Genomic DNA, 17,554 nt, shown 5'->3' with positions numbered 1-17,554 from the left:
TGAGCGAGAAGCGTGAAACGAACTTGCGTCGGCGCCCCCCAATGGGGCGATACGCATGACTGACCAGCGGCATAGTTGCCGGCCCCCGGCTGCATGGGTCAGGGTGCTCTGCGAATCCGGGGGCCGTTCCGCGCATCGATCACGATTTCCGGCCAGCCGATGTCCTTGCGCAACTCGATCGGCAGTGAAAGGAGGGCGCGCTCGCTGCGATAGCGGGCGCGGGCTTCCATGTAACGGGTGGTGATGCGGCCTATGGATGACAGGGTGAACATGATGCTTTGTCCTCGGTTGAAGCCGGCATCATTGTGTCGGCATTCCAAGGACGCGGTGCGTGGCGATCATCCGACAGACGGTCGAAAATTTTTGCGGCCACTGCAGGCGGCTCGATGCGGACTGCTGTGGAGCGCCTTGTATCAAGCAGCAGTTTCTAACCGCTCGATCGTCTCAAGGTCGGCTTTCTTGGCCTCTCCTTCCACGGCCAGATCGTAACTCGCCTGCATGTTCATCCAGAACTGCGGCGTGGTTCCGAAGAATTTCGCAAGACGTAGCGCGGTATCGGGCGTTACCGGTGTCGTCTCGCCGGCGAGGCGCTCGATGCGCGTGCGCGGCACATGCAGCTTTTTGGCCAGCGTGTAAGGCTTCAGGCCAAGCGGCACGAGATATTCCTCGCGGAGGATTTCTCCCGGATGAATAGGTGGGTTGATGTTCAGCATTTTGAAAACCTCAATGGTAGTCAGTTATCTCGACATCCTCGGCTTGTCCGTCCACCCAGCGAAAGCAAATGCGAAACTGATCGTTGATGCGGATCGAATGCTGACCGGCACGGTCGCCTTTTAGCGGCTCAAGCCGGTTGCCGGGAGGCGTCTTCAGGTCGGATAGTTCGGCGGCATTGTCGATCATGAACAGCTTCCGCTGGGCTGATCGAACAAGGTCCGACGGGAACCCCTTCGGAGCCTTGCCGTTCGAAACGGCCTCGCTGGTCTTGTCCTTGAACGAGCGTATCATCTGTCGTATCCGATCAGCGTACCTTCGCATGATACGCTTCGTAAAGTCAAGAAAACGTCTCGTGTTATGATACGAATTTTGACCTGTTATCGGCAGGCTGAAATTTCACAGGCATGGATATCGTCCCGCCACCAAAATCGTCAGCCGCCCGCTTCCGCTACCGAACGGAAGAAATCCTCCGGGTCCTCGACTTCGGTCAGTTTCCGCTTGTCGATCAGCCAGAAGCGGTTGCCGATGGCGCGGATGAAGGAGCGGTCGTGCGAGGCGAGCACGCAGCTCGCCTGATGCGCCAGCAGCTCGGCTTCCAGCGCTTCCTGGCCGTCGATGTCAAGATGGTTGGTCGGCTCGTCGAGCAGATAGAAGTTGGGATTGGCTAGCCTGAGCGTCAGCATCATCAGCCGCGCCTTCTGGCCACCGGACAACACGCCGATCTTTTTCTCCTGCATCTCGATGACCACGCCGGCGCCGGCCAGCAGCGACCGTGCACGCTGCTCGCCGACATCATAGCGGCGCGAGACCAGCGCCAGCGGTGTGTCGGCGCCGCTGATGCCGGACAGCGCCTGGTCGCTGTAGCCGAGCACCGTGGACGGCGTCACCTTCACATTCCGCACCGTGTCCGGTTCGACGATGGCATTGCGGATCAGGGTAACGAAGCGCGACTTGCCGACGCCGTTGCGGCCGAGCAGGACGATACGATCGCCCTGGCAGATGTGGCGCTTGCCGGTCCTGAACAGCAGCGTGCCGTCGGGTGTTTCGACGGCCGCGTCGTCGAGCGTGACCAGCACCTTGGCGTGGGTGCCGCGATTGGCCAGCCTGATTGCACCGGCCGATTTCTCGCGATGCCCCGGAGCCGCCGCCTCTTCCAGTCTTTCCGCGCGCTGGTTGAGCTGCTTGGTCTTCACCGTCAGCAGATCGCTGCCCGAATTGATGCCGATGTTGTTGAGCTTGGCCGCCTGCCGGCGCAATTGCTGCGCGACCTTCATGTCGCGCTGGAACTTGCGCTCCGCCGAGGCGTCGACATCGTCGAGCGCCTGCCTGGCGCGGGAATAGGGCAGGGCAAACACCGGCGACTGCTCCGGGCGCAGGAACAGCGTCCGGTTGGTGGTGGCGTCCAGAAAGGCGCGGTCGTGGCTGGCGATCACCACCGGCACCTCGCGCGGCAGCGTGTTGAGCCAGCTTTCCAGCTGACTGATGCGGGCAAGGTCGAGATGGTTGGTCGGCTCGTCGAGCAGCAGCACGTCCGGATCGGTCACCCAGACGCGGGCGATCAGCGCCAGCCGCTGCCAGCCGCCGCTCAGCGCCTGCATCTGCCGTTCGCGCATCGGCTCAGGTACATCGAGCGAGTCGAGAACCACGTCGACGCGCCACAGCTCGCTGTCGGCCTGCTCGGCCGGCAAGGCATCGGCCACCACCTGATGGAAAGTGTGGCTCAGAAGGGCAGGGGCAACGGACTGTTCAACATGGCCGACGCGCAGGCCGCGCGTGCGGGTGATGTCGCCGGAGGTCGGCTCCATCTCGCCGGTCAGGCATTTCAGCAAGGTCGACTTGCCGCGGCCGTTGGCGGCGACGATGCCGAGCCGATCGCCAGTGCCGATGGTGAGGTCGAGGTTGGAAAACAACGGCGCGCTCATGGTGACGCCGAGGGATTTGAGGCTGATCAGGGCCATTTTGATTTCTCTGGTCTTGGCCGCCTCTTTGTCGGAGCATGATCTTTTCCGAAAACCGGTTCCCACTTTTCGGGATCATGCTCTAGCGGCTCAATGCACTTTGACGGTGTGCGTGCCGGCCATCAGGCTCGGCGTTGCTGCACCACGAAGGGCAGACCAAAAAATCGAAGCGGGAAACCCCGGACCGTCCCTGGTCAGCCCTGCAAGAAAGCTCGCAGGGCGGAAATCGGGCCACGCTGACGATGGTGACGAGAAAAATCGAACACGTGAGCCCTCCTTTCAAGACGTTCGAGTGTGCGGACTGACTACACCAAGGGCGTGGCGGAAGGCAAGGCTACCGCTTTCACCCGGCGCGGGAACGGATCGAGCACCAGTATGCAGCCACCGATGATCGCGACTGCGCCTAAGCCCTGGATTACGGTCAGCGACTCCCCAAGCATGCTGGTGCCGACCAGCACCGCGATCACCGTAACGGCGAATTCGACGCTGATCGTCCTGGTCGCGCCTATACTGGCAACCAGCCGAAAATAGACGATGTAGGTCGACGCGCTCATCACGCAGGAGAGGACGGCGAGATAGAGAAAGTCGATGGCCCGAGGCATCGCCGGCACCGGTACGGCGAGAAGCAATGGCAGCGTCATCAGGCCGCCTAATAGGAACGCGGCACTGGTGAGTTCCCACGAGCCGGCCGAGCCCAGATGTCGGTTTGCGTAATTGCTGCCGAAGGCGGCCGAGAAGGAACTAAACAGCGAGGCGGCGCAGCCGAAAGCGAAGGATGCGGTGATCGGCACCGCGGGAAAACCGACCAGGACGATGATGCCCAAGGCGCCGAGCAGCAGTCCGGCCAGCCCGCGAACGGTGATGCGCTCAAGCCCCCATAGCTGGCCGAGGATCATCGAGAACAGTGGGATCGCGGCAACAAGGATGGCCGCCACCGCCGTGCCGATGCGCGGGGTGGCATAGGATAGGCCGACAAGCTGCGCGGCAACCGTCGTCGCGCCGACAACGGCGAAGCGCCGCCAGCCGGCGCTGAAATCGAGCCGGCGTCGGGTCGCGGCGGCAAGCAGCAGGAGCGTGATGCCGGCGATCAGCGACCGCAAGGTGACCGCGCCGACCCAGCCGAAGGCGTGCACCACCTTGAGCAGCACAAGGAACGACAAGCCCCAGGTGACGGCCAAGAAGATATAGGCGGCGATGTCTTTGGGTTTCATTGTGCGGGCGGCCGTTTCTTGCAGTTGGAAGCGGAGAAGCTGCCGTGGCCCGTATCGTTTCGACTGGCAACTGACAAGGGTGGGGCGTGGTCCAGCCAGTCGACAGTGTGACCCCAAGCTCTACCGTCCCGGTCTGCCTGTCTTCCCCGGCCGGCGCTTCTCCCGGCGGACATCGCCTGGATCCTCGTATGAGCCGATGCCGGCGCGCTCACGCTTGACCGGCTTGTCACCCTCGATCGGCGTCTCTGTTCGCCGCACGGTCATCTCATCGAGTGAGTTCTTCTTGAACAGCGGCTTGGTGGCGTCGCCGGGAATGCCGAAGTCGGAACCGTGCGCCTCTTCGGCCGACTGCTTCTTGAACAGCGAGCGCGACACCGCACCGGCCGGCGTCGGCATATCGGTGCCCGGCCCCATGGCGTCGAGCGAGGGTTTGGTGAACAGCGGCTTCTTCACCGGCACGGCGCCGTCGGCGCCCATTTCGTCGAGATCAGGCTTGCGGAAGAGGTTGGGCCGGGCAGCCTTGGCCGTTTCTTCGGCGGCACGTGCTTCGTCGAGCTTGCGGAAACGGTCCTGTTCCTCTGATGTACGATGTTTGGCCACGCCCTTGTTGTGCTTGCCCTTTTCACGGCCCGAGACCGGGCTTTCCATGTCGGCGTATTTGGCCAGCGGGTCTTCGGAAATCGACAGTTCCATCTCGCGCAGCCGCTTGATCTCGTCGCGGATGCGGGCCGCCTTCTCGAAGTCGAGATTGGCGGCGGCGTCGCGCATCTGCTTCTCCATGGCATCGAGATGGGCTTTCAGGTTGTTGCCCATCATGGCGCCGGCGCCGTCGGTGAACTGCGAGATGTCGGCGCGGACGTGGTCCTTCTCGTAAACCGAATCCAGAATGTCGGAGATGCGCGACTTGACCGATTCCGGCGTGATGCCGTTGGCCTCGTTCCACTCCATCTGCTTCTCGCGGCGGCGGTTGGTCTCGGCCATCGCCCGTTCCATCGAGCCGGTGACCTGGTCGGCATAGAGGATGACCTTGCCGTCGACGTTGCGGGCGGCGCGGCCGATGGTCTGAATGAGCGAGGTCTCAGAACGCAGGAAACCTTCCTTGTCGGCATCGAGAATGGCGACGAAGCCGCATTCGGGAATGTCGAGGCCTTCGCGCAAAAGGTTGATGCCGACCAGCACGTCGAAGGCGCCAAGGCGCAAATCGCGCAGGATCTCGATGCGTTCCAGCGTGTCGATGTCGGAGTGCATGTAGCGGACGCGGATGCCTTGTTCGTGCAGATACTCGGTCAGGTCCTCGGCCATGCGTTTGGTCAGCACCGTCACCAGCGTGCGATAGCCGGCCTTGGTGGTGTCACGGATTTCGCCGACGACATCGTCGACCTGGCTCTTGGCCGGGCGTACCTCGACAGGCGGGTCGATCAGCCCGGTCGGGCGGATGACCTGTTCGGCGAAGACGCCGCCGGCTTGTTCCATCTCCCAAGCGCCCGGGGTTGCCGAAACGGCGACGGAGAGCGGGCGCATGGCATCCCATTCCTCGAAGCGCAGCGGCCGGTTGTCCATGCAGGACGGCAGGCGGAAACCGTATTCGGCCAGCGTCGCCTTACGGCGAAAGTCGCCGCGATACATGCCGCCGATCTGCGGCACGGTGACGTGGCTTTCGTCGATGAAGACCAACGCATTGTCGGGAATGTACTCGAACAGTGTCGGCGGCGGATCGCCCGGCTGGCGGCCGGTGAGATAGCGCGAATAATTCTCGATGCCGGCGCAGGAGCCGGTGGCCTCCAGCATCTCCAGGTCGAAGCGGCAGCGCTGCTCCAGCCGCTGCGCCTCCAGCAGCCGACCAGCCCGTTCAAGTTCCACCAGCCGGTGCTTGAGCTCTTCCTTGATCGACTTGATCGCCTGGTTCAGCGTCGGGCGCGGCGTCACATAGTGCGAATTGGCGTAGATCTTGACGCTTTTCAGCTCGCCGGTCTTCTGGCCGGTCAGCGGATCGAATTCGGTGATCTGCTCGATCTCGTCGCCGAACATCGAAATGCGCCAGGCGCGATCTTCCAAGTGGGCCGGGAAGATCTCGATCGTGTCGCCGCGCACGCGGAACGAACCGCGGACGAAGTTGATGTCCTGCCGCTTGTACTGCTGGGCAACGAGATCGGCGAGCAGAGCGCGCTGGTCGAGCCGGTCGCCGATCTGCATTTGGAAGGTCATCGCCGTGTAGGTTTCGACCGAGCCGATACCGTAGATGCAGGACACCGAGGCGACGATGATGACGTCGTCGCGCTCGAGCAGAGAACGCGTCGCAGAGTGACGCATGCGGTCGATCTGCTCGTTGATCGAGGATTCCTTCTCGATGAAGGTGTCGGTGCGCGGGACGTAGGCTTCCGGCTGGTAATAGTCGTAATAGGAGACGAAATACTCGACGGCGTTTTCGGGGAAGAATTTCTTGAACTCGGAATAAAGCTGGGCCGCCAGCGTCTTGTTCGGCGCCAGGATCAGCGCGGGGCGCTGCGTCTCCTCGATCACCTTGGCCATCGTGAAGGTTTTTCCGGAGCCGGTGACGCCGAGCAGCACCTGGGTGCGGTCGTTGTTGGCGACGCCTTCGACCAGATCCTTGATCGCTGTCGGCTGGTCGCCAGCCGGCTCGAAGTCCGACACCATCTTGATGGCGATGCCGCCTTCGGATTTCTCCGGACGGGCAGGGCGGTGCGGCGTCCACAGCACGCCGTCCTTGTGCAGCGGATTGCCGGACTCGATCAGCGCCGACAGCGCGGCGACGGTAGCGGTGACGCTGCCCGAGGCCATCGTCTCGGCGTCTTCCAATGAAATGTCGAGACCGGCGACCGGATTGAGGCCGGCTGCCGTGCGCTCCCTGGCTGATGCCGCGCCACCCATCGAGGTGCCGCGCGCGCTGCGCCCCGGCGAGCTTGAGCGCTCAGGTATCTTCTTCGATGGCTTCGGTGGTTTGCCACCATCGCCCTTGCCGACGAGACGTCCTTCCTTTTCGGCTTCCTGCTCGATCTGTTCGGCCCAATCCGCGATCGAACCGGTCAGCGGCGTGCCCGACAACTCCGGCTGGGGCATCTCCGCGAAGCTGCCTCCGTGCAGCGGCTCGGAGGCGTCGAGGAAATCGGTCAGCGGACTGCGCCGCTTCGGTGCGGCGCGGTCGTCATTCGCCGTCGGCGGCGTTTTTTTATCGGGAGATCTGGCCATGTCCCGAATATGGGATTTCCTGGCCAAAATGGAAAGAGCGCGGTGGGTAGAGGCGTACCGGACAATGCGGCTCCTGACAGTAGGCTGTCAGGAGCCGGCGGGAAGGTGCGGCCGAATGCCTGTAGGTACTACGCGCCCCTGGCGGCGGATGCGACTTGCGTCGGCGAAGACGACAGGCGCGGCACCACAACGAGGCGTTTGATTTTGCCCTTCTTGAAGGCGGCGAGGAAGCGCGCATAGTCCTTGAAGGCGACGCAACCGCTCGACTGGGCGTAGCGGCCCCGAAGCAGATAGGTATGGGCCAGGAAGCCGTCGCGATTGTATTTGTTGCGGCCATCGACCGGTGTCAGGCGCAAGGCCTCCACACCATGAAAGCGCGACTCGCGCAGCGACAGATTGTAGGTGTTGGGCGGTGTCGGTCCGCGGTTCTTCTGGTCGGCATAGCGAGGCTGGTCCACCATGGCGCCGACGCCCGAATGCGCCTCGAGCCTCGAGCCGTCAGGCATGTAAACGGTCCCGGCGCTGATGTCGTAGACGGCGACGCCATTGCTGGCTCCGCTCCTGGGGTTCGGTGAATTGAACAGGTTCTTGAATGCCTTGCCGAGGCCACCCGAAGGCGTGTCCGGCTTGGCATAGGCCAGCACGTTGCCGCCATCGGCCGGCCGTCCTTGCCGAGCCGGTTTGGCCGGTTGGTCAGTCTGGACCTGCTGGACGGTCCCGCGAGCTGGATTCGGCTGCTGGACAGGCTTCGGCTGCTGAACAGGTTTGGACTGTTGTGCAACCTCGGGTTGCGGCTCTTCGATCCGAGGGCGACGGGTCGGCAATGGCACATCGTCGGTGAGCGCGTCCGGCAGCGAGGCGGCGTCGCCGGGCTGTCCCTGCTGAGTTTCGACAGGCGAAACCGCGACGTCAGCCGACGAATCCTCGATTGGCAGCGGTGAGGCAAACGCTTCGTCGTCGACCGGCAGCGACTGCACGAGGGCCAGCGCCAACTGCGAATTATCCGGCGTCGTCGCGTCCGACTGGGCAAAGCCCATCGGTTGCGGCGCGGTCTGAACGACGACCGAGCCGGTATCCAGCCGGGCGAAGCGTTCCGCCTCCGGAGCCGGCATGTCGTCCGACAGACTGGCCATCACCGTGACGGATGGCACCAGCGACGCCTCGGCAATTCGCGGCGCGACGGTGGAAATCACGGGACGGGCCTCTGCGGCGACGACGGGCTTTCCGGCGCCGGCAAAGGCAGCGGCGAGCTTCATCGGCGAAAGCGACGCTTCCATGCGCTCGAAACGCTCCTGCGACCTCGACTTCGCATCAGTGGGAACGGGCTTTGCCTGCGCCACGAGGCGCGCGGATTTCTCCGCCCGCGGGCTCAACCGGGCAAGCTTGAAGCAACTGGCGCCGCACTGCACGGCATGGTCGTGAAGGGCCTGCGTGCCACCATGGGCATTGGCAAGGGCGAAGGGTGCTCTCAGAAAATGCTGCTTGATCGGATCGGCAAGGGCGAACGAACCCGGCATCGACAGGCTCCGCGGCAGGCTACCTGATGTCGCCGACAGCGAGGCGCCGACGGAGCTGAGGCCGACCATGGTGCCGATCAGCCACAGGCCAACGGCAGCGCTGATGCCGGGCACGGCGACCCAGCGGACGATCCGTTCAGGAGTGAAGGAAGAGGAACATGGCGCGTCGCAGGCGGTCACGCCGTCCCTACGCTCGTCCCCGGAATTTTTTTTACGCAACAACGCCATGCAACCAATCTTGCTCCAACCGGTTTCCCCCGTACGTGGCCTTGAGAGCCGCGACGACCATTCTGTGAGTGATCCCAGGTGGTCCCCGACGCGTTTGCCGCGTCTGTCGTTGGTTGCCGATTGCTTCAAAATATGGACAAAGTTGGTTAATTAATCCCTCTCAAAACCAACGACGAGATGTGGATTTAGGTCAAATCAGGCCTCGTCCACGGCCAGGAAAGTGGTGTTGTTGCCTCTCCGACGTCGTTTTGCTGCCCGCTTTTGATCGCCGAGTCAAGCAAAACAGCCGTTTCTAAATTTTTTCGCGGCACCTTCAGCGATAAATGCAACGAAGCGACCGCCGGTGAAAATTGCCCAAATAGGCGCCTGTCTCAGGTAAAACCGTTGCCTGCTTGTCACAATTTCTTCGCCTGGACGGCCGCCTTGAGTGGCACCCTCAATTGAACCAAAGCGCAAACGTCAGAAACCCGCCGCCGCCGAACTGGCGCTGGATCTGGTCGAAATCGTCGCTGGTCAGGATCCTGCCGCTTTCGAGATAGGGCGCGATGGCCGGGCCTGTGATCGACAACACCAGGTCAAAGTTTTTTGGCTCGTCGAAGAAGCGCTTCACGTTGATGCCCTTATCGGTGATGCGGAAATGCGGCAGCAGCACGCGGCCTTCGAGGAGATCCTCGGCCATGGTCAAGGCGGCGAGCCAGGCCTGCACCTGCTCCTCGCCGACTTCGAGGCCGGTGAGCGGGTTCTCGCCCTTCTGCCGCGGTCCCGGCAGCCATTCGCGGTCATTGTCGGTCTCGGCGCGGATCGCCTTCCAATCCTCGCGCGACAGCCGGATCATTTCCAGCAGATGACGGCGTGCCGCTTGCCGGCGCTCGGGTTCGACCACCGGCCAGTTGACGAGATGCACCAGCGAGATGAAATCGGCGATGCGCCACTCCGACGAGAATATGCTGCTGCCCGTGTCGCCGGCCGGCGGCACCAGGATATCCTGCAACGGCAGCTTGGCGCGCGGGAACAGCATGTGGAAGGACCCGTCGAAGGTGCTCCTGAAATCATGCGCCAGCCAGAAATCGGCCTGCGCCATGAGGAATTCGGCATAGCCCTGCAGCCAATAGCCATCGGCGCGATCGAAGCGGAAGGTCAAAGAGGGGGCTGCATCGTCTGGCGCGCTGCCGCCGCGCGACAGCGAGGCCATGATGGCGGCCATGCTTTCATCAGGCGCGATGGTGCCGTCCTCGTTGAGATCGATGCCGGTATGGGTGAGATCGATTGCCATGCCGGTATCGGCGCCCGCCGGCACCGACGCAAACGTGGCGGCGGATTTTTCGAGCCGGTCGCGGAAGGCGACCAGAATGGCGCGGAACTGCTCGTAGGTCAGCGGTTCGGGGTTCGGATTGTCGGGCACCGGCAGCCGCATCAGCGGCAGCATGAAGGATTGCGGGCTTTCGAAGCCATGACGGTGCAGGCCGCCGGCCAGGATTTCCAGTGCGGTGAAGAACTCGCCGGCGCCGGCGGCGTAAGCTGATGCCGGGTCTTTTGGCGCGGCGGCCTCCAGCGTCGACAGGGCGCTGTCGCGCGCGGCCACGGTCTTCGCCTCGAACAGAGCGGATGCCGCTTCGGGCATAGCCGCCGTCGCGGAAGACAGCGGCACAATCAGCATGAAAGCGGATGTCAGCAGGCTTGCCAGTCGTGTCATCTTTCCCCCCAAATATTTGTCGCGCGGAACAAACATACACCATTTGCAGCGTCGCGCTTCAACCCGTCCCGAGGACGGTCTACACAAGGCAAACAATTGGGCGCCGCGTGTCGAATTATCCGTTTTCCTACAAGCTGTCCTGGCTGCCGCGTTTTCTGAAGCCCTCGCTTGCCGGCGGCGCGCAAGACTTTGCGCCGATGGCGGGAACGCTGATGAATCCGCCACCAAGGGAGGCAGTGCGGCTGGCCTTCGTCGGCGACATCTCGGCGGTGGCCAACCGCACCGCGCCGGACTGCGACCCGGAGGTCAAGAGGCTGCTCGGAGCTGCCGATGTGGTGATCGGCAATTGCGAAAGCCCTGTCGTGGACAGACCAAGCGCGGCGCTGGGCACGAGGCTCGGCACGCATCATGCGATGAGCGAGCGGTTCCTGGCCGAGGCGTTGGCGGCGGCTGGTATTGCGCGCGAAAGGCTCGTGCTGTCACTGGCCAACAATCATGTGCTCGACCAGGGCGTCGCCGGTTTCGACGAGACGGTCGCGGCGCTGCAGCGGCTCGGCATCCGCACGGTCGGCCAGGCCGCCAATGGTCCGGTGGTGCCTGTCCAGGCCGGGCCGCTGGATATCGGCTTCGCCGCCTTCACGCTGTGGCGCAACGCCGATGAAAACCTGTTCGCCGGGCGCGTATCGATGGACAGCGATCCGGCCGGCTGGCCGCGCTATGGTGTCGATCTTCTTTGTGCCGTGCCGCATTGGGACTGGGAGTTCCGGCATTTTCCGCGCGCCGAGACGCGGGCGCTGGCCAGGCGGCTGGCCGGGCAAGGCGTCGGGCTGATCGCCGGCCATCACGCCCATGTCGTGCAGCCGGTGGAAAAGATCGACGGGACGATCGTCGCTTACGGGCTCGGCGATTTCCTTGGCACCGCCTTTGCGCGCCAGACATGGCCGGGCCGCATCGGAGGAATCTTCGTCGTCGATGTCAGCGCCGATGCCGGCACACGCGGCGCCATCGCGTCTTACCGGCTGCATCCCTTCATGCGCGTGCGCGCCGGCGACCATGAGCGGCTGGTGTTGGTGGAAAGGTTGAAGGGGCGAATGCGCGGCAGGGTGGAAGGTCGGCTGCGGGTGATATTTCCTTCTCCCCCAGGCGAAGAAGGTGTCACCGCTTAACCGTCTGGCGGCCCCTGCAAAACCGGCTATCATGCGCCGGCAGAGGCAGGCTTGCGGGGTGGCGATGGAAACAGCGGATTTCATGCCTGGCGCCGCGGTGATTGCCGGTATCCGGAAAGACATCGAGGCCTATGAGGCGGCAAGGGCCTCCGCGGCCAGCCAAGTGCGCTGGCGGGTGCCACTGTTCGTCGGCCTTGTGCTGGTGTTCGTGGCGCTGGTCGCCTGGCTGTTCAACAAGGTCGCCGACCCCAACGAGCAATGGTTCTCGACGCCACATGTGTTTCTCTATGGCATCGGCTTGGTGGCTTCGAGCGTGCTCTACTTCCAGGCCATGCAACCGGCGACGCGGCTGCAGCAATCGTTCCGCGAGACGCTGCTGCCAATCATCTTCGGCTTCATCGCGGATATGCGTTACCAGCATGGAGGGAGGCCGAACTCTTTCGACCGGCTGCCGCGCGAGGCGGTCGGCGCTTTCAACAAGCAGTCGTTCGACGATGTCGTTTCGGGCCGTTACGAAGAGTTTCCGTTCGAGCTTTACGAAGCAGAACTGCGAGTAGGGTCGGGCAAGGATTCATCGAGAGTCTTCAAGGGTGTCATTGTCGCTTTCGAAGCGATCGAGCCGTTCCCGGGGGTATTGGTGGCGACGCGCCGGACCAATGCGGTCGTCGGCTTCTTCCGCGGCATGTTCGCCAGCAAGATGCAGGACTTGTCGTGCGGCGTGCCTGAACTCGACGCCGCCTATGAATTCCGCACCGACAATGCCGAGGCGGCGCGGCCGCTGGTGACAGGCCGCCTGGCGCAGGCACTGAAATGGCTGGGCGAAACCTGGCCGGACGACCCGGCCCGCGTCGCGCTCAACGGCAGCGATGGTTTCCTGCTGCTGCCGCAGACGAAGAACTTCTTCGAACTGCCGGATATTTCGGTGCCGCTCGACTACACCACGCATGTCGCGCCGATGATATCAGACATGGGCGCGATGCTGGCGACGGCGGCGCTGGTGCGCAAGGTCGGCGCGAAGGACGAGATCGGTTAATCGCTGTCAGCAGTCGAAGCCGTATTGGTCGCGCATGAAGTCTGCCTCTTCTTTCGACATTTTCTTGAACATCACACAGACGGTGAAGCTGCCGATCTGATGGCCGCCGCGTGTGTATCCCCAGTCGGAAATATCGCTCCTGGTGAATTCTATGTTCTGCCCCAGGACGACGTTGTGCACTCCCTCCGGCTGGTTTGCCAATATGCCGACAAAGCCGGTTTCGGTGCGTCGGAACGGGATGACCCAGAAGTGTTCGCTGACATTCCCGTCCCGCACCTTGACCTTCAGTTTGAACCTGTCCGTGCCGGAGGGAGGAGCCTCGGACAGTGCCAGGAAGTCGTCCAGGCTGGCGAGTGCCTGCGCGGTCGCCGCCGCCATCTCTGGATCGTCGGGAGTAAAGATAACCGTCTTGTCGTCGCCTGGATCCGCGCCTTGTGCACCGGCCGATCCCGGAGCAAGCGCCAGCATCAGGGACATCATGGTCCGGACTGCGAGTTTCATGGAAGGCCCCCCTCACCGTGGTCGCAGCCATCATGGTGCATCCATTCCGGGTTTGCAACCGGAGCGCGAGTTTCATCCGCTTCAAGCGATGGTCGAGCCGACAATGGTTCATATCGATATCGATTTTCTGACGGAACGTTCTTCCGCGCGACCACTATGGTTTTTGCCAGCAGGCCGCGCTATCCCTTGGCCACGGGGGATACTCATGGCTGACGAACAAAAGGGATTTCGGCTGTCGCGGCGGCTGTTGCTGGGTGCGGCTGTCGTCGGCGGCGCGGTGCTGTGGGGCGGCAACACGGTGGCGCGGCTGGCGCGCGGGCCTTTGGGACCGAAGAACGCGGGCCGCATCGCCGATATCGACGGCATCGCGCTGCCGCTGAAGCCGCTGGAGAGTGCGCCGGCGTTTGACGCGTCGCTGCCCTGGTCGGCAAAAGGCGGCGACATCAACGATGCCAGCGGTCTCTCGAAGACGCCGGTCTATGGCGTGGTCGAAGTCAGCAAGGAGGAGCACATCGCCAAGGCGCTGGCCTTCGCGCGCGCCAATGGCTTGAAAGTGTCGCTGGCGGCCATCCGTCATTCGATGGGCGGGCACGCCTTCGACGACAATGCGCTGGTACTCGACCTCAGAAAATTCAACAAGGTGACGGTCGACGCCGCGGCGAAGACCATGACGCTGCAGCCGGGCGCGCGCTGGCACGATATCCAGAACCTCTTGCATCCGCGCTTCGCGGTGAAGGCAATGCAGTCCACCGACATCTTCTCGGTCGGCGGCTCGCTGTCGGTCAATGCGCACGGCATGGATCATCAGGCGGGTTCGGTGGCGAGCTCGATCCGCTCGATGCGGGTGATGCTTGCCGACGGGTCGGTGACGACCTGTTCGCCTGCCCAGAACACCGATCTGTTCCGCCACGTCGTCGGCGGCTACGGCCTGTTCGGCGTGGTGCTCGAAGCCACGCTCGATATCGTCGACAACGCCGTCTACCGGACCTCTCGCGAAATCATCAAATCCGACGATTTCCCGAAATTCTTCGCCGAGGTGCTGGAGCCGAACAGGGCGATCGGCCTGTTTTACGGCCATCTGTCGACGGCGCCGCGCAATTTCCTCGAGGACATGATCGTCTACCGTTATGACAAGGTGGCCGAGCAGCCGCCGGCGGATCAGCCCGCGATCGGCGAGCCGGGTTCGGTCGGGCTGAAGCGCGTGATCATCAACATGGCGAAATGGGGCAGCCTGTTCCAGGAGCTGAAGTGGTTCACCGAAAAGACGCTGGAGCCGAAATTCGAGAGCTGCACGGTGGCTCGCAGCTCGGCCATGGCCGAAGGCGAGGCCTGCCTCGTCACCCGCAATAACCCGATGCACGATTCAGTGCCGTATCTGTTCAACGACCTTTTGGATGAGACAGACATCCTGCACGAATATTTTATTCCACGCGCCGCCTATAATCCATTCATCGCGGAAGCCCGCGATATTCTGCGCAACCAGACGCTGCCGGTGCTCAATGCTTCGGTGCGCATCGTCCACAATGAGGATGTCGCACTGACCTACGCGCCGGAGCCGGCCTATTCGCTGGTGCTCTACATCAACCAGCCGACCGATGCCGACGGCAACGCCAGGATGCGGGCGCTGACCCGAGCGCTGATCGATGTGACCATCAAGCATGGCGGCCGTTTCTTCTTGCCCTACCAACTGCATTATACGGCCAAGGAGTTGCTGGCCTCCTATCCCGAGTTGCCGGCCTTCCTGGCGGCGAAGCGGCAATATGACCCGACGGAACTGTTTTCCTCGACCTTCTACCGTGCCATCAAGGCGCTGAGCGGGGTGGCGTAAAAAGCAGGAGAACAGCCATGCGCATGGTATCGGCGGCGGCACTCACCCTCATTGCGCTGTGCGCCGGACCTTCGGCAGCCGAGGATCTCAAGGCCTTCAAGCTGACGATCGACGGCGTGACCGTCGATATCGATCCCGGCGAGAGCACAAGCATGACGCTGCCCGGCGGCAGAAAGAGCAAGGTGACGCTCGAGCGCAACGACTTCGCCACCTTTTCCGGCGGCGATTTCTCCTTCGTCCATCCGAGCGATATTTCGGTGACCAAGACCGACCTTGGCGAGAACATCACGCAGTATCTGATGGCGTCGGCGCTGGGCACGATCGTTGTCGTGCAGGAATACGGCAAGATGAATCCGGTGTCGCTGAACCAGCTGATGCTGCAGGAGATGACCAAGGAATCGGTGCAGGCCGGTGCCACGCTTACGCAGGAGCCGACGACGCGCAAGCTCGCCGACGGCAAGGAATTGACCGGCATAAAGGCTGTCGTGAAGACACGCACCGACACGGCTGATTTCGAGATCGTCGGCTTCGGCGTTGCCGATCGGGGGCTGCTGTTCATCACCCGCATTGCCGGCGAGGACGTGGCTACCGAAAAGCCGCTGATCGACAAATTCTGGCAGAGCCTGAAGGTGAAGTTGTAGCTGTAGGGACTACAGCCCCTTCGGCACCAGTCCGGCCAGCCAGCTTACGGAGCGTTTCGCTGCGTCGGCGGTCGCGGAAGCGGCGCGGCCAAGGTCGGTCTTGACCACGGCGTAGCCGTTTTTCGTGCGATAGAGCACGCCGGTTCCGCCGTCGACCACCTGTTCATAGGCGACGGGCCGGGCGGCGTCGGCTTCCATGGCCGTCGTCGGCGAACCGACCGGGACGCTCGGCCGGTGGCTCAATTCAGGCGGCAATGGACTTTCGGTTCTGACAATCCGGCTGGCTGGCTTCAATTCCGGGCGCGACGCGGTCGCGGCCAGCTGCGAGGAGGACGACGAGCCCTTCGTGCGGCAGATGCCGGAGACGAGCGGATAGTTGAAATTGCGCTCGTGCAGCATCTGGCTTTTCATCGCGGCCTCGCACTCGGCGACGGTCGACCACTTGGCCGGCGTCTCACCGATATATTCGCACAGCTTGGCATCGCAGTCGCAGCCGACAATGGTCATGGCGACAAGGGCGGTCTTGATCACGGTCTCGTCCCTTCGAGATGCCCCCCGGCAACCCATTCAGGTTGATGTCGTGATCCCAAAACCGGATTCCACTTTTGGGCGACATGCAACACTCCATCGCGCGCGAACAAGGCGGGATTTGGCCGCGATTGTGGAATGGGCGTGGCGGAGCGCTCGAAACGCATAATCCTGGCCGGGCGTGGCCGAAAGGCCTCAGTAGTCATAGACATGTTCAAGCCGGGCGCCCGACTTGATCAGCGCCGGCAGCACGAGATGCAGCTTGCGCACGGCGACGACCATGCCGGTGCGGCGCGTTGCCGGATCGGCCGGCAGAGGATAGCTGAACAGGATGCGCATACCTTCGGGGATGGCCATCGAGTCGGTGGAGAGCATGGTGACCATGATCTCGTCGTTGCCGCCGATCTCGACGAACGACACGCCCTTGTCGATCAGGCGCGGAATCATTTCGGTGAACACCTGATAGCGCTTGGTGACGAAGATGGTGCCATCGGCGCCTAGGTCGCGTTCGAGCAAGGTGTCTGGCTCGTCGCGCGTGGCTTCACCGACCGGCCCCTTGGCCCAGACATGGATGTCGAGGAAGGCGGGGTTGGTCGTGGCGGCGAGGGCCTTTTTGATCAGGTCGGCGTAGCCTTGCTTGATGGTGTCGGCGAGGCCGAATGCCAGCTTGCGTTCGCTGGTGCGAATGGAACTGTCGCTCGGCGCCGGCTGCACCGCAAACAGGCCGGCGCGCTTGTCGGCATAGGGGAACTCGTACCACGGCACCTGGTCGAGGAAGGCGGCATAGTCGGCCGCCACCTTGGCCTGATAGATGTCGACGGCGGTTCGCTTGCCGGCTGTCGCCTCGGTGATACGGCCGACAGTGTTCTCGTAGGCCCACTGCAGCATATGCTCGATCGAGTGGCTGGTGCCGATGATGACCAGCATCTGCTGGTTGGCGTAGTTGAACTTGTAGGGAGAGCTGGCGCGGATCACCATGGCGTAATCCTGCCAGAAGCGTCCGACATAGGACCAGTAGGGGAAGCCGCTCGGCTGGTCCTTGTCGACGAAGCCGGCATATTCGCGCGCGGCGTAGACGATCGACCATTCCGGATAGGTGAGGAAGGTCGATTCCTCCGGCCGCTGGTAGCCGGGGATCTCGGCGCGGACCTTGTCGGCCAGCGCCTTGGGCGGAGCGCCGTCGGCAATGCCGGGCAGCGGCGTCTTGTCGAGAGACGACGTCGTCAGGAAGCCGTAGCTCAGCCCGACGATCGGAATGAGGATGACGATGACGATCAGCCAGAGGATCGTCTTGATGATGCGCTTCAGCCAGCGAAACAGGAACATGGC

The 17,554-nt window shown here is 63.0% G+C and carries 15 protein-coding genes; 4 read left to right on the top strand and 11 right to left on the bottom strand.

Going from position 1 to position 17,554, the window contains the following annotated elements; genetic code table 11:
• Nucleotides 1-98: 98 nt before the first annotated feature.
• From NKG99_RS02700 to NKG99_RS02665, 8 genes are all read right to left on the bottom strand, one after another.
• Nucleotides 99-272: a hypothetical protein gene (locus NKG99_RS02700; protein WP_352863872.1), complete on the bottom strand. Its 174-nt coding sequence runs from the start codon at nucleotides 270-272 to the stop codon at nucleotides 99-101.
• Between the two features lie 141 nt (nucleotides 273-413).
• Entirely contained in the window at nucleotides 414-713 is a 300-nt protein-coding gene (locus tag NKG99_RS02695; RefSeq protein ID WP_023768797.1) for a HigA family addiction module antitoxin, read from the bottom strand.
• 10 nt (nucleotides 714-723) lie between these two features.
• A complete protein-coding gene (locus tag NKG99_RS02690) occupies nucleotides 724-1,005 on the bottom strand; it encodes a type II toxin-antitoxin system RelE/ParE family toxin (RefSeq protein WP_352863870.1) in 282 nt (93 codons plus the stop codon).
• A gap of 140 nt (nucleotides 1,006-1,145) precedes the next feature.
• A complete protein-coding gene (locus tag NKG99_RS02685) occupies nucleotides 1,146-2,672 on the bottom strand; it encodes an ABC-F family ATP-binding cassette domain-containing protein (protein WP_352863869.1) in 1,527 nt (508 codons plus the stop codon).
• Nucleotides 2,673-2,977: 305 nt separating this feature from the next.
• Nucleotides 2,978-3,883, bottom strand: a complete 906-nt coding sequence (locus tag NKG99_RS02680; protein WP_352863867.1) for a DMT family transporter — start codon at nucleotides 3,881-3,883, stop codon at nucleotides 2,978-2,980.
• Between the two features lie 120 nt (nucleotides 3,884-4,003).
• Nucleotides 4,004-7,090 (bottom strand): excinuclease ABC subunit UvrB, encoded by a 3,087-nt coding sequence (gene uvrB / locus NKG99_RS02675; protein ID WP_352863865.1) that lies wholly within the window; start codon nucleotides 7,088-7,090, stop codon nucleotides 4,004-4,006.
• A gap of 128 nt (nucleotides 7,091-7,218) precedes the next feature.
• Nucleotides 7,219-8,787, bottom strand: coding sequence for a DUF2778 domain-containing protein (locus NKG99_RS02670; RefSeq protein ID WP_352863863.1), 1,569 nt, complete (start codon nucleotides 8,785-8,787; stop codon nucleotides 7,219-7,221).
• A 484-nt stretch (nucleotides 8,788-9,271) separates the two neighbouring features.
• Nucleotides 9,272-10,528 carry a hypothetical protein gene (locus NKG99_RS02665; RefSeq protein ID WP_352863861.1) on the bottom strand — a complete coding sequence of 419 codons (1,257 nt, stop codon included), beginning with the start codon at nucleotides 10,526-10,528 and terminating at the stop codon, nucleotides 9,272-9,274.
• 107 nt (nucleotides 10,529-10,635) lie between these two features.
• Between NKG99_RS02665 and NKG99_RS02660 the strand changes: the two genes are divergently transcribed.
• Entirely contained in the window at nucleotides 10,636-11,694 is a 1,059-nt protein-coding gene (locus NKG99_RS02660; RefSeq protein WP_352863859.1) for a CapA family protein, read from the top strand.
• A 64-nt stretch (nucleotides 11,695-11,758) separates the two neighbouring features.
• Nucleotides 11,759-12,727 (top strand): hypothetical protein, encoded by a 969-nt coding sequence (locus NKG99_RS02655; RefSeq protein ID WP_352863857.1) that lies wholly within the window; start codon nucleotides 11,759-11,761, stop codon nucleotides 12,725-12,727.
• A gap of 6 nt (nucleotides 12,728-12,733) precedes the next feature.
• On the opposite strand, the gene NKG99_RS02650 is transcribed toward NKG99_RS02655, so the two are convergent.
• Complete coding sequence (locus NKG99_RS02650; protein ID WP_352863855.1) at nucleotides 12,734-13,195, bottom strand: YegJ family protein; 462 nt, start codon at nucleotides 13,193-13,195, stop codon at nucleotides 12,734-12,736.
• A gap of 238 nt (nucleotides 13,196-13,433) precedes the next feature.
• Between NKG99_RS02650 and NKG99_RS02645 the strand changes: the two genes are divergently transcribed.
• Both NKG99_RS02645 and NKG99_RS02640 read left to right on the top strand, forming a co-directional pair.
• Nucleotides 13,434-15,056: an FAD-binding oxidoreductase gene (locus tag NKG99_RS02645; protein WP_352863853.1), complete on the top strand. Its 1,623-nt coding sequence runs from the start codon at nucleotides 13,434-13,436 to the stop codon at nucleotides 15,054-15,056.
• A 17-nt stretch (nucleotides 15,057-15,073) separates the two neighbouring features.
• On the top strand, nucleotides 15,074-15,697 hold the full coding sequence (locus tag NKG99_RS02640; protein ID WP_352863851.1) for a hypothetical protein: 624 nt from the start codon (nucleotides 15,074-15,076) through the stop codon (nucleotides 15,695-15,697).
• Between the two features lie 9 nt (nucleotides 15,698-15,706).
• Here NKG99_RS02640 and NKG99_RS02635 read toward each other — a convergent pair whose 3' ends face one another.
• On the bottom strand, nucleotides 15,707-16,228 hold the full coding sequence (locus tag NKG99_RS02635; protein WP_352863849.1) for a hypothetical protein: 522 nt from the start codon (nucleotides 16,226-16,228) through the stop codon (nucleotides 15,707-15,709).
• A gap of 192 nt (nucleotides 16,229-16,420) precedes the next feature.
• Nucleotides 16,421-17,551, bottom strand: coding sequence for a hypothetical protein (locus tag NKG99_RS02630; RefSeq protein WP_352863847.1), 1,131 nt, complete (start codon nucleotides 17,549-17,551; stop codon nucleotides 16,421-16,423).
• Nucleotides 17,552-17,554: the final 3 nt, after the last annotated feature.

The organism is Mesorhizobium sp. M1409 (assembly GCF_040317535.1).
GTDB lineage: Bacteria > Pseudomonadota > Alphaproteobacteria > Rhizobiales > Rhizobiaceae > Mesorhizobium.
The sequence above is the reverse complement of the archived record's forward strand: the minus strand, read 5'-3'. Positions and strand labels throughout refer to the sequence as shown.

What these genes read in the sequence shown, in the direction of transcription:
- NKG99_RS02700 (WP_352863872.1), bottom strand. Translation starts at nt 272, where the DNA reads ATGTTCACCCTGTCATCCATAGGCCGCATCACCACCCGTTACATGGAA.
- NKG99_RS02695 (WP_023768797.1), bottom strand. Translation starts at nt 713, where the DNA reads ATGCTGAACATCAACCCACCTATTCATCCGGGAGAAATCCTCCGCGAG.
- NKG99_RS02690 (WP_352863870.1), bottom strand. Translation starts at nt 1,005, where the DNA reads ATGATACGCTCGTTCAAGGACAAGACCAGCGAGGCCGTTTCGAACGGC.
- NKG99_RS02685 (WP_352863869.1), bottom strand. Translation starts at nt 2,672, where the DNA reads ATGGCCCTGATCAGCCTCAAATCCCTCGGCGTCACCATGAGCGCGCCG.
- NKG99_RS02680 (WP_352863867.1), bottom strand. Translation starts at nt 3,883, where the DNA reads ATGAAACCCAAAGACATCGCCGCCTATATCTTCTTGGCCGTCACCTGG.
- uvrB (WP_352863865.1), bottom strand. Translation starts at nt 7,090, where the DNA reads ATGGCCAGATCTCCCGATAAAAAAACGCCGCCGACGGCGAATGACGAC.
- NKG99_RS02665 (WP_352863861.1), bottom strand. Translation starts at nt 10,528, where the DNA reads ATGACACGACTGGCAAGCCTGCTGACATCCGCTTTCATGCTGATTGTG.
- NKG99_RS02655 (WP_352863857.1), top strand. Translation starts at nt 11,759, where the DNA reads ATGGAAACAGCGGATTTCATGCCTGGCGCCGCGGTGATTGCCGGTATC.
- NKG99_RS02650 (WP_352863855.1), bottom strand. Translation starts at nt 13,195, where the DNA reads ATGCTGGCGCTTGCTCCGGGATCGGCCGGTGCACAAGGCGCGGATCCA.
- NKG99_RS02645 (WP_352863853.1), top strand. Translation starts at nt 13,434, where the DNA reads ATGGCTGACGAACAAAAGGGATTTCGGCTGTCGCGGCGGCTGTTGCTG.
- NKG99_RS02640 (WP_352863851.1), top strand. Translation starts at nt 15,074, where the DNA reads ATGCGCATGGTATCGGCGGCGGCACTCACCCTCATTGCGCTGTGCGCC.
- NKG99_RS02630 (WP_352863847.1), bottom strand. Translation starts at nt 17,551, where the DNA reads ATGTTCCTGTTTCGCTGGCTGAAGCGCATCATCAAGACGATCCTCTGG.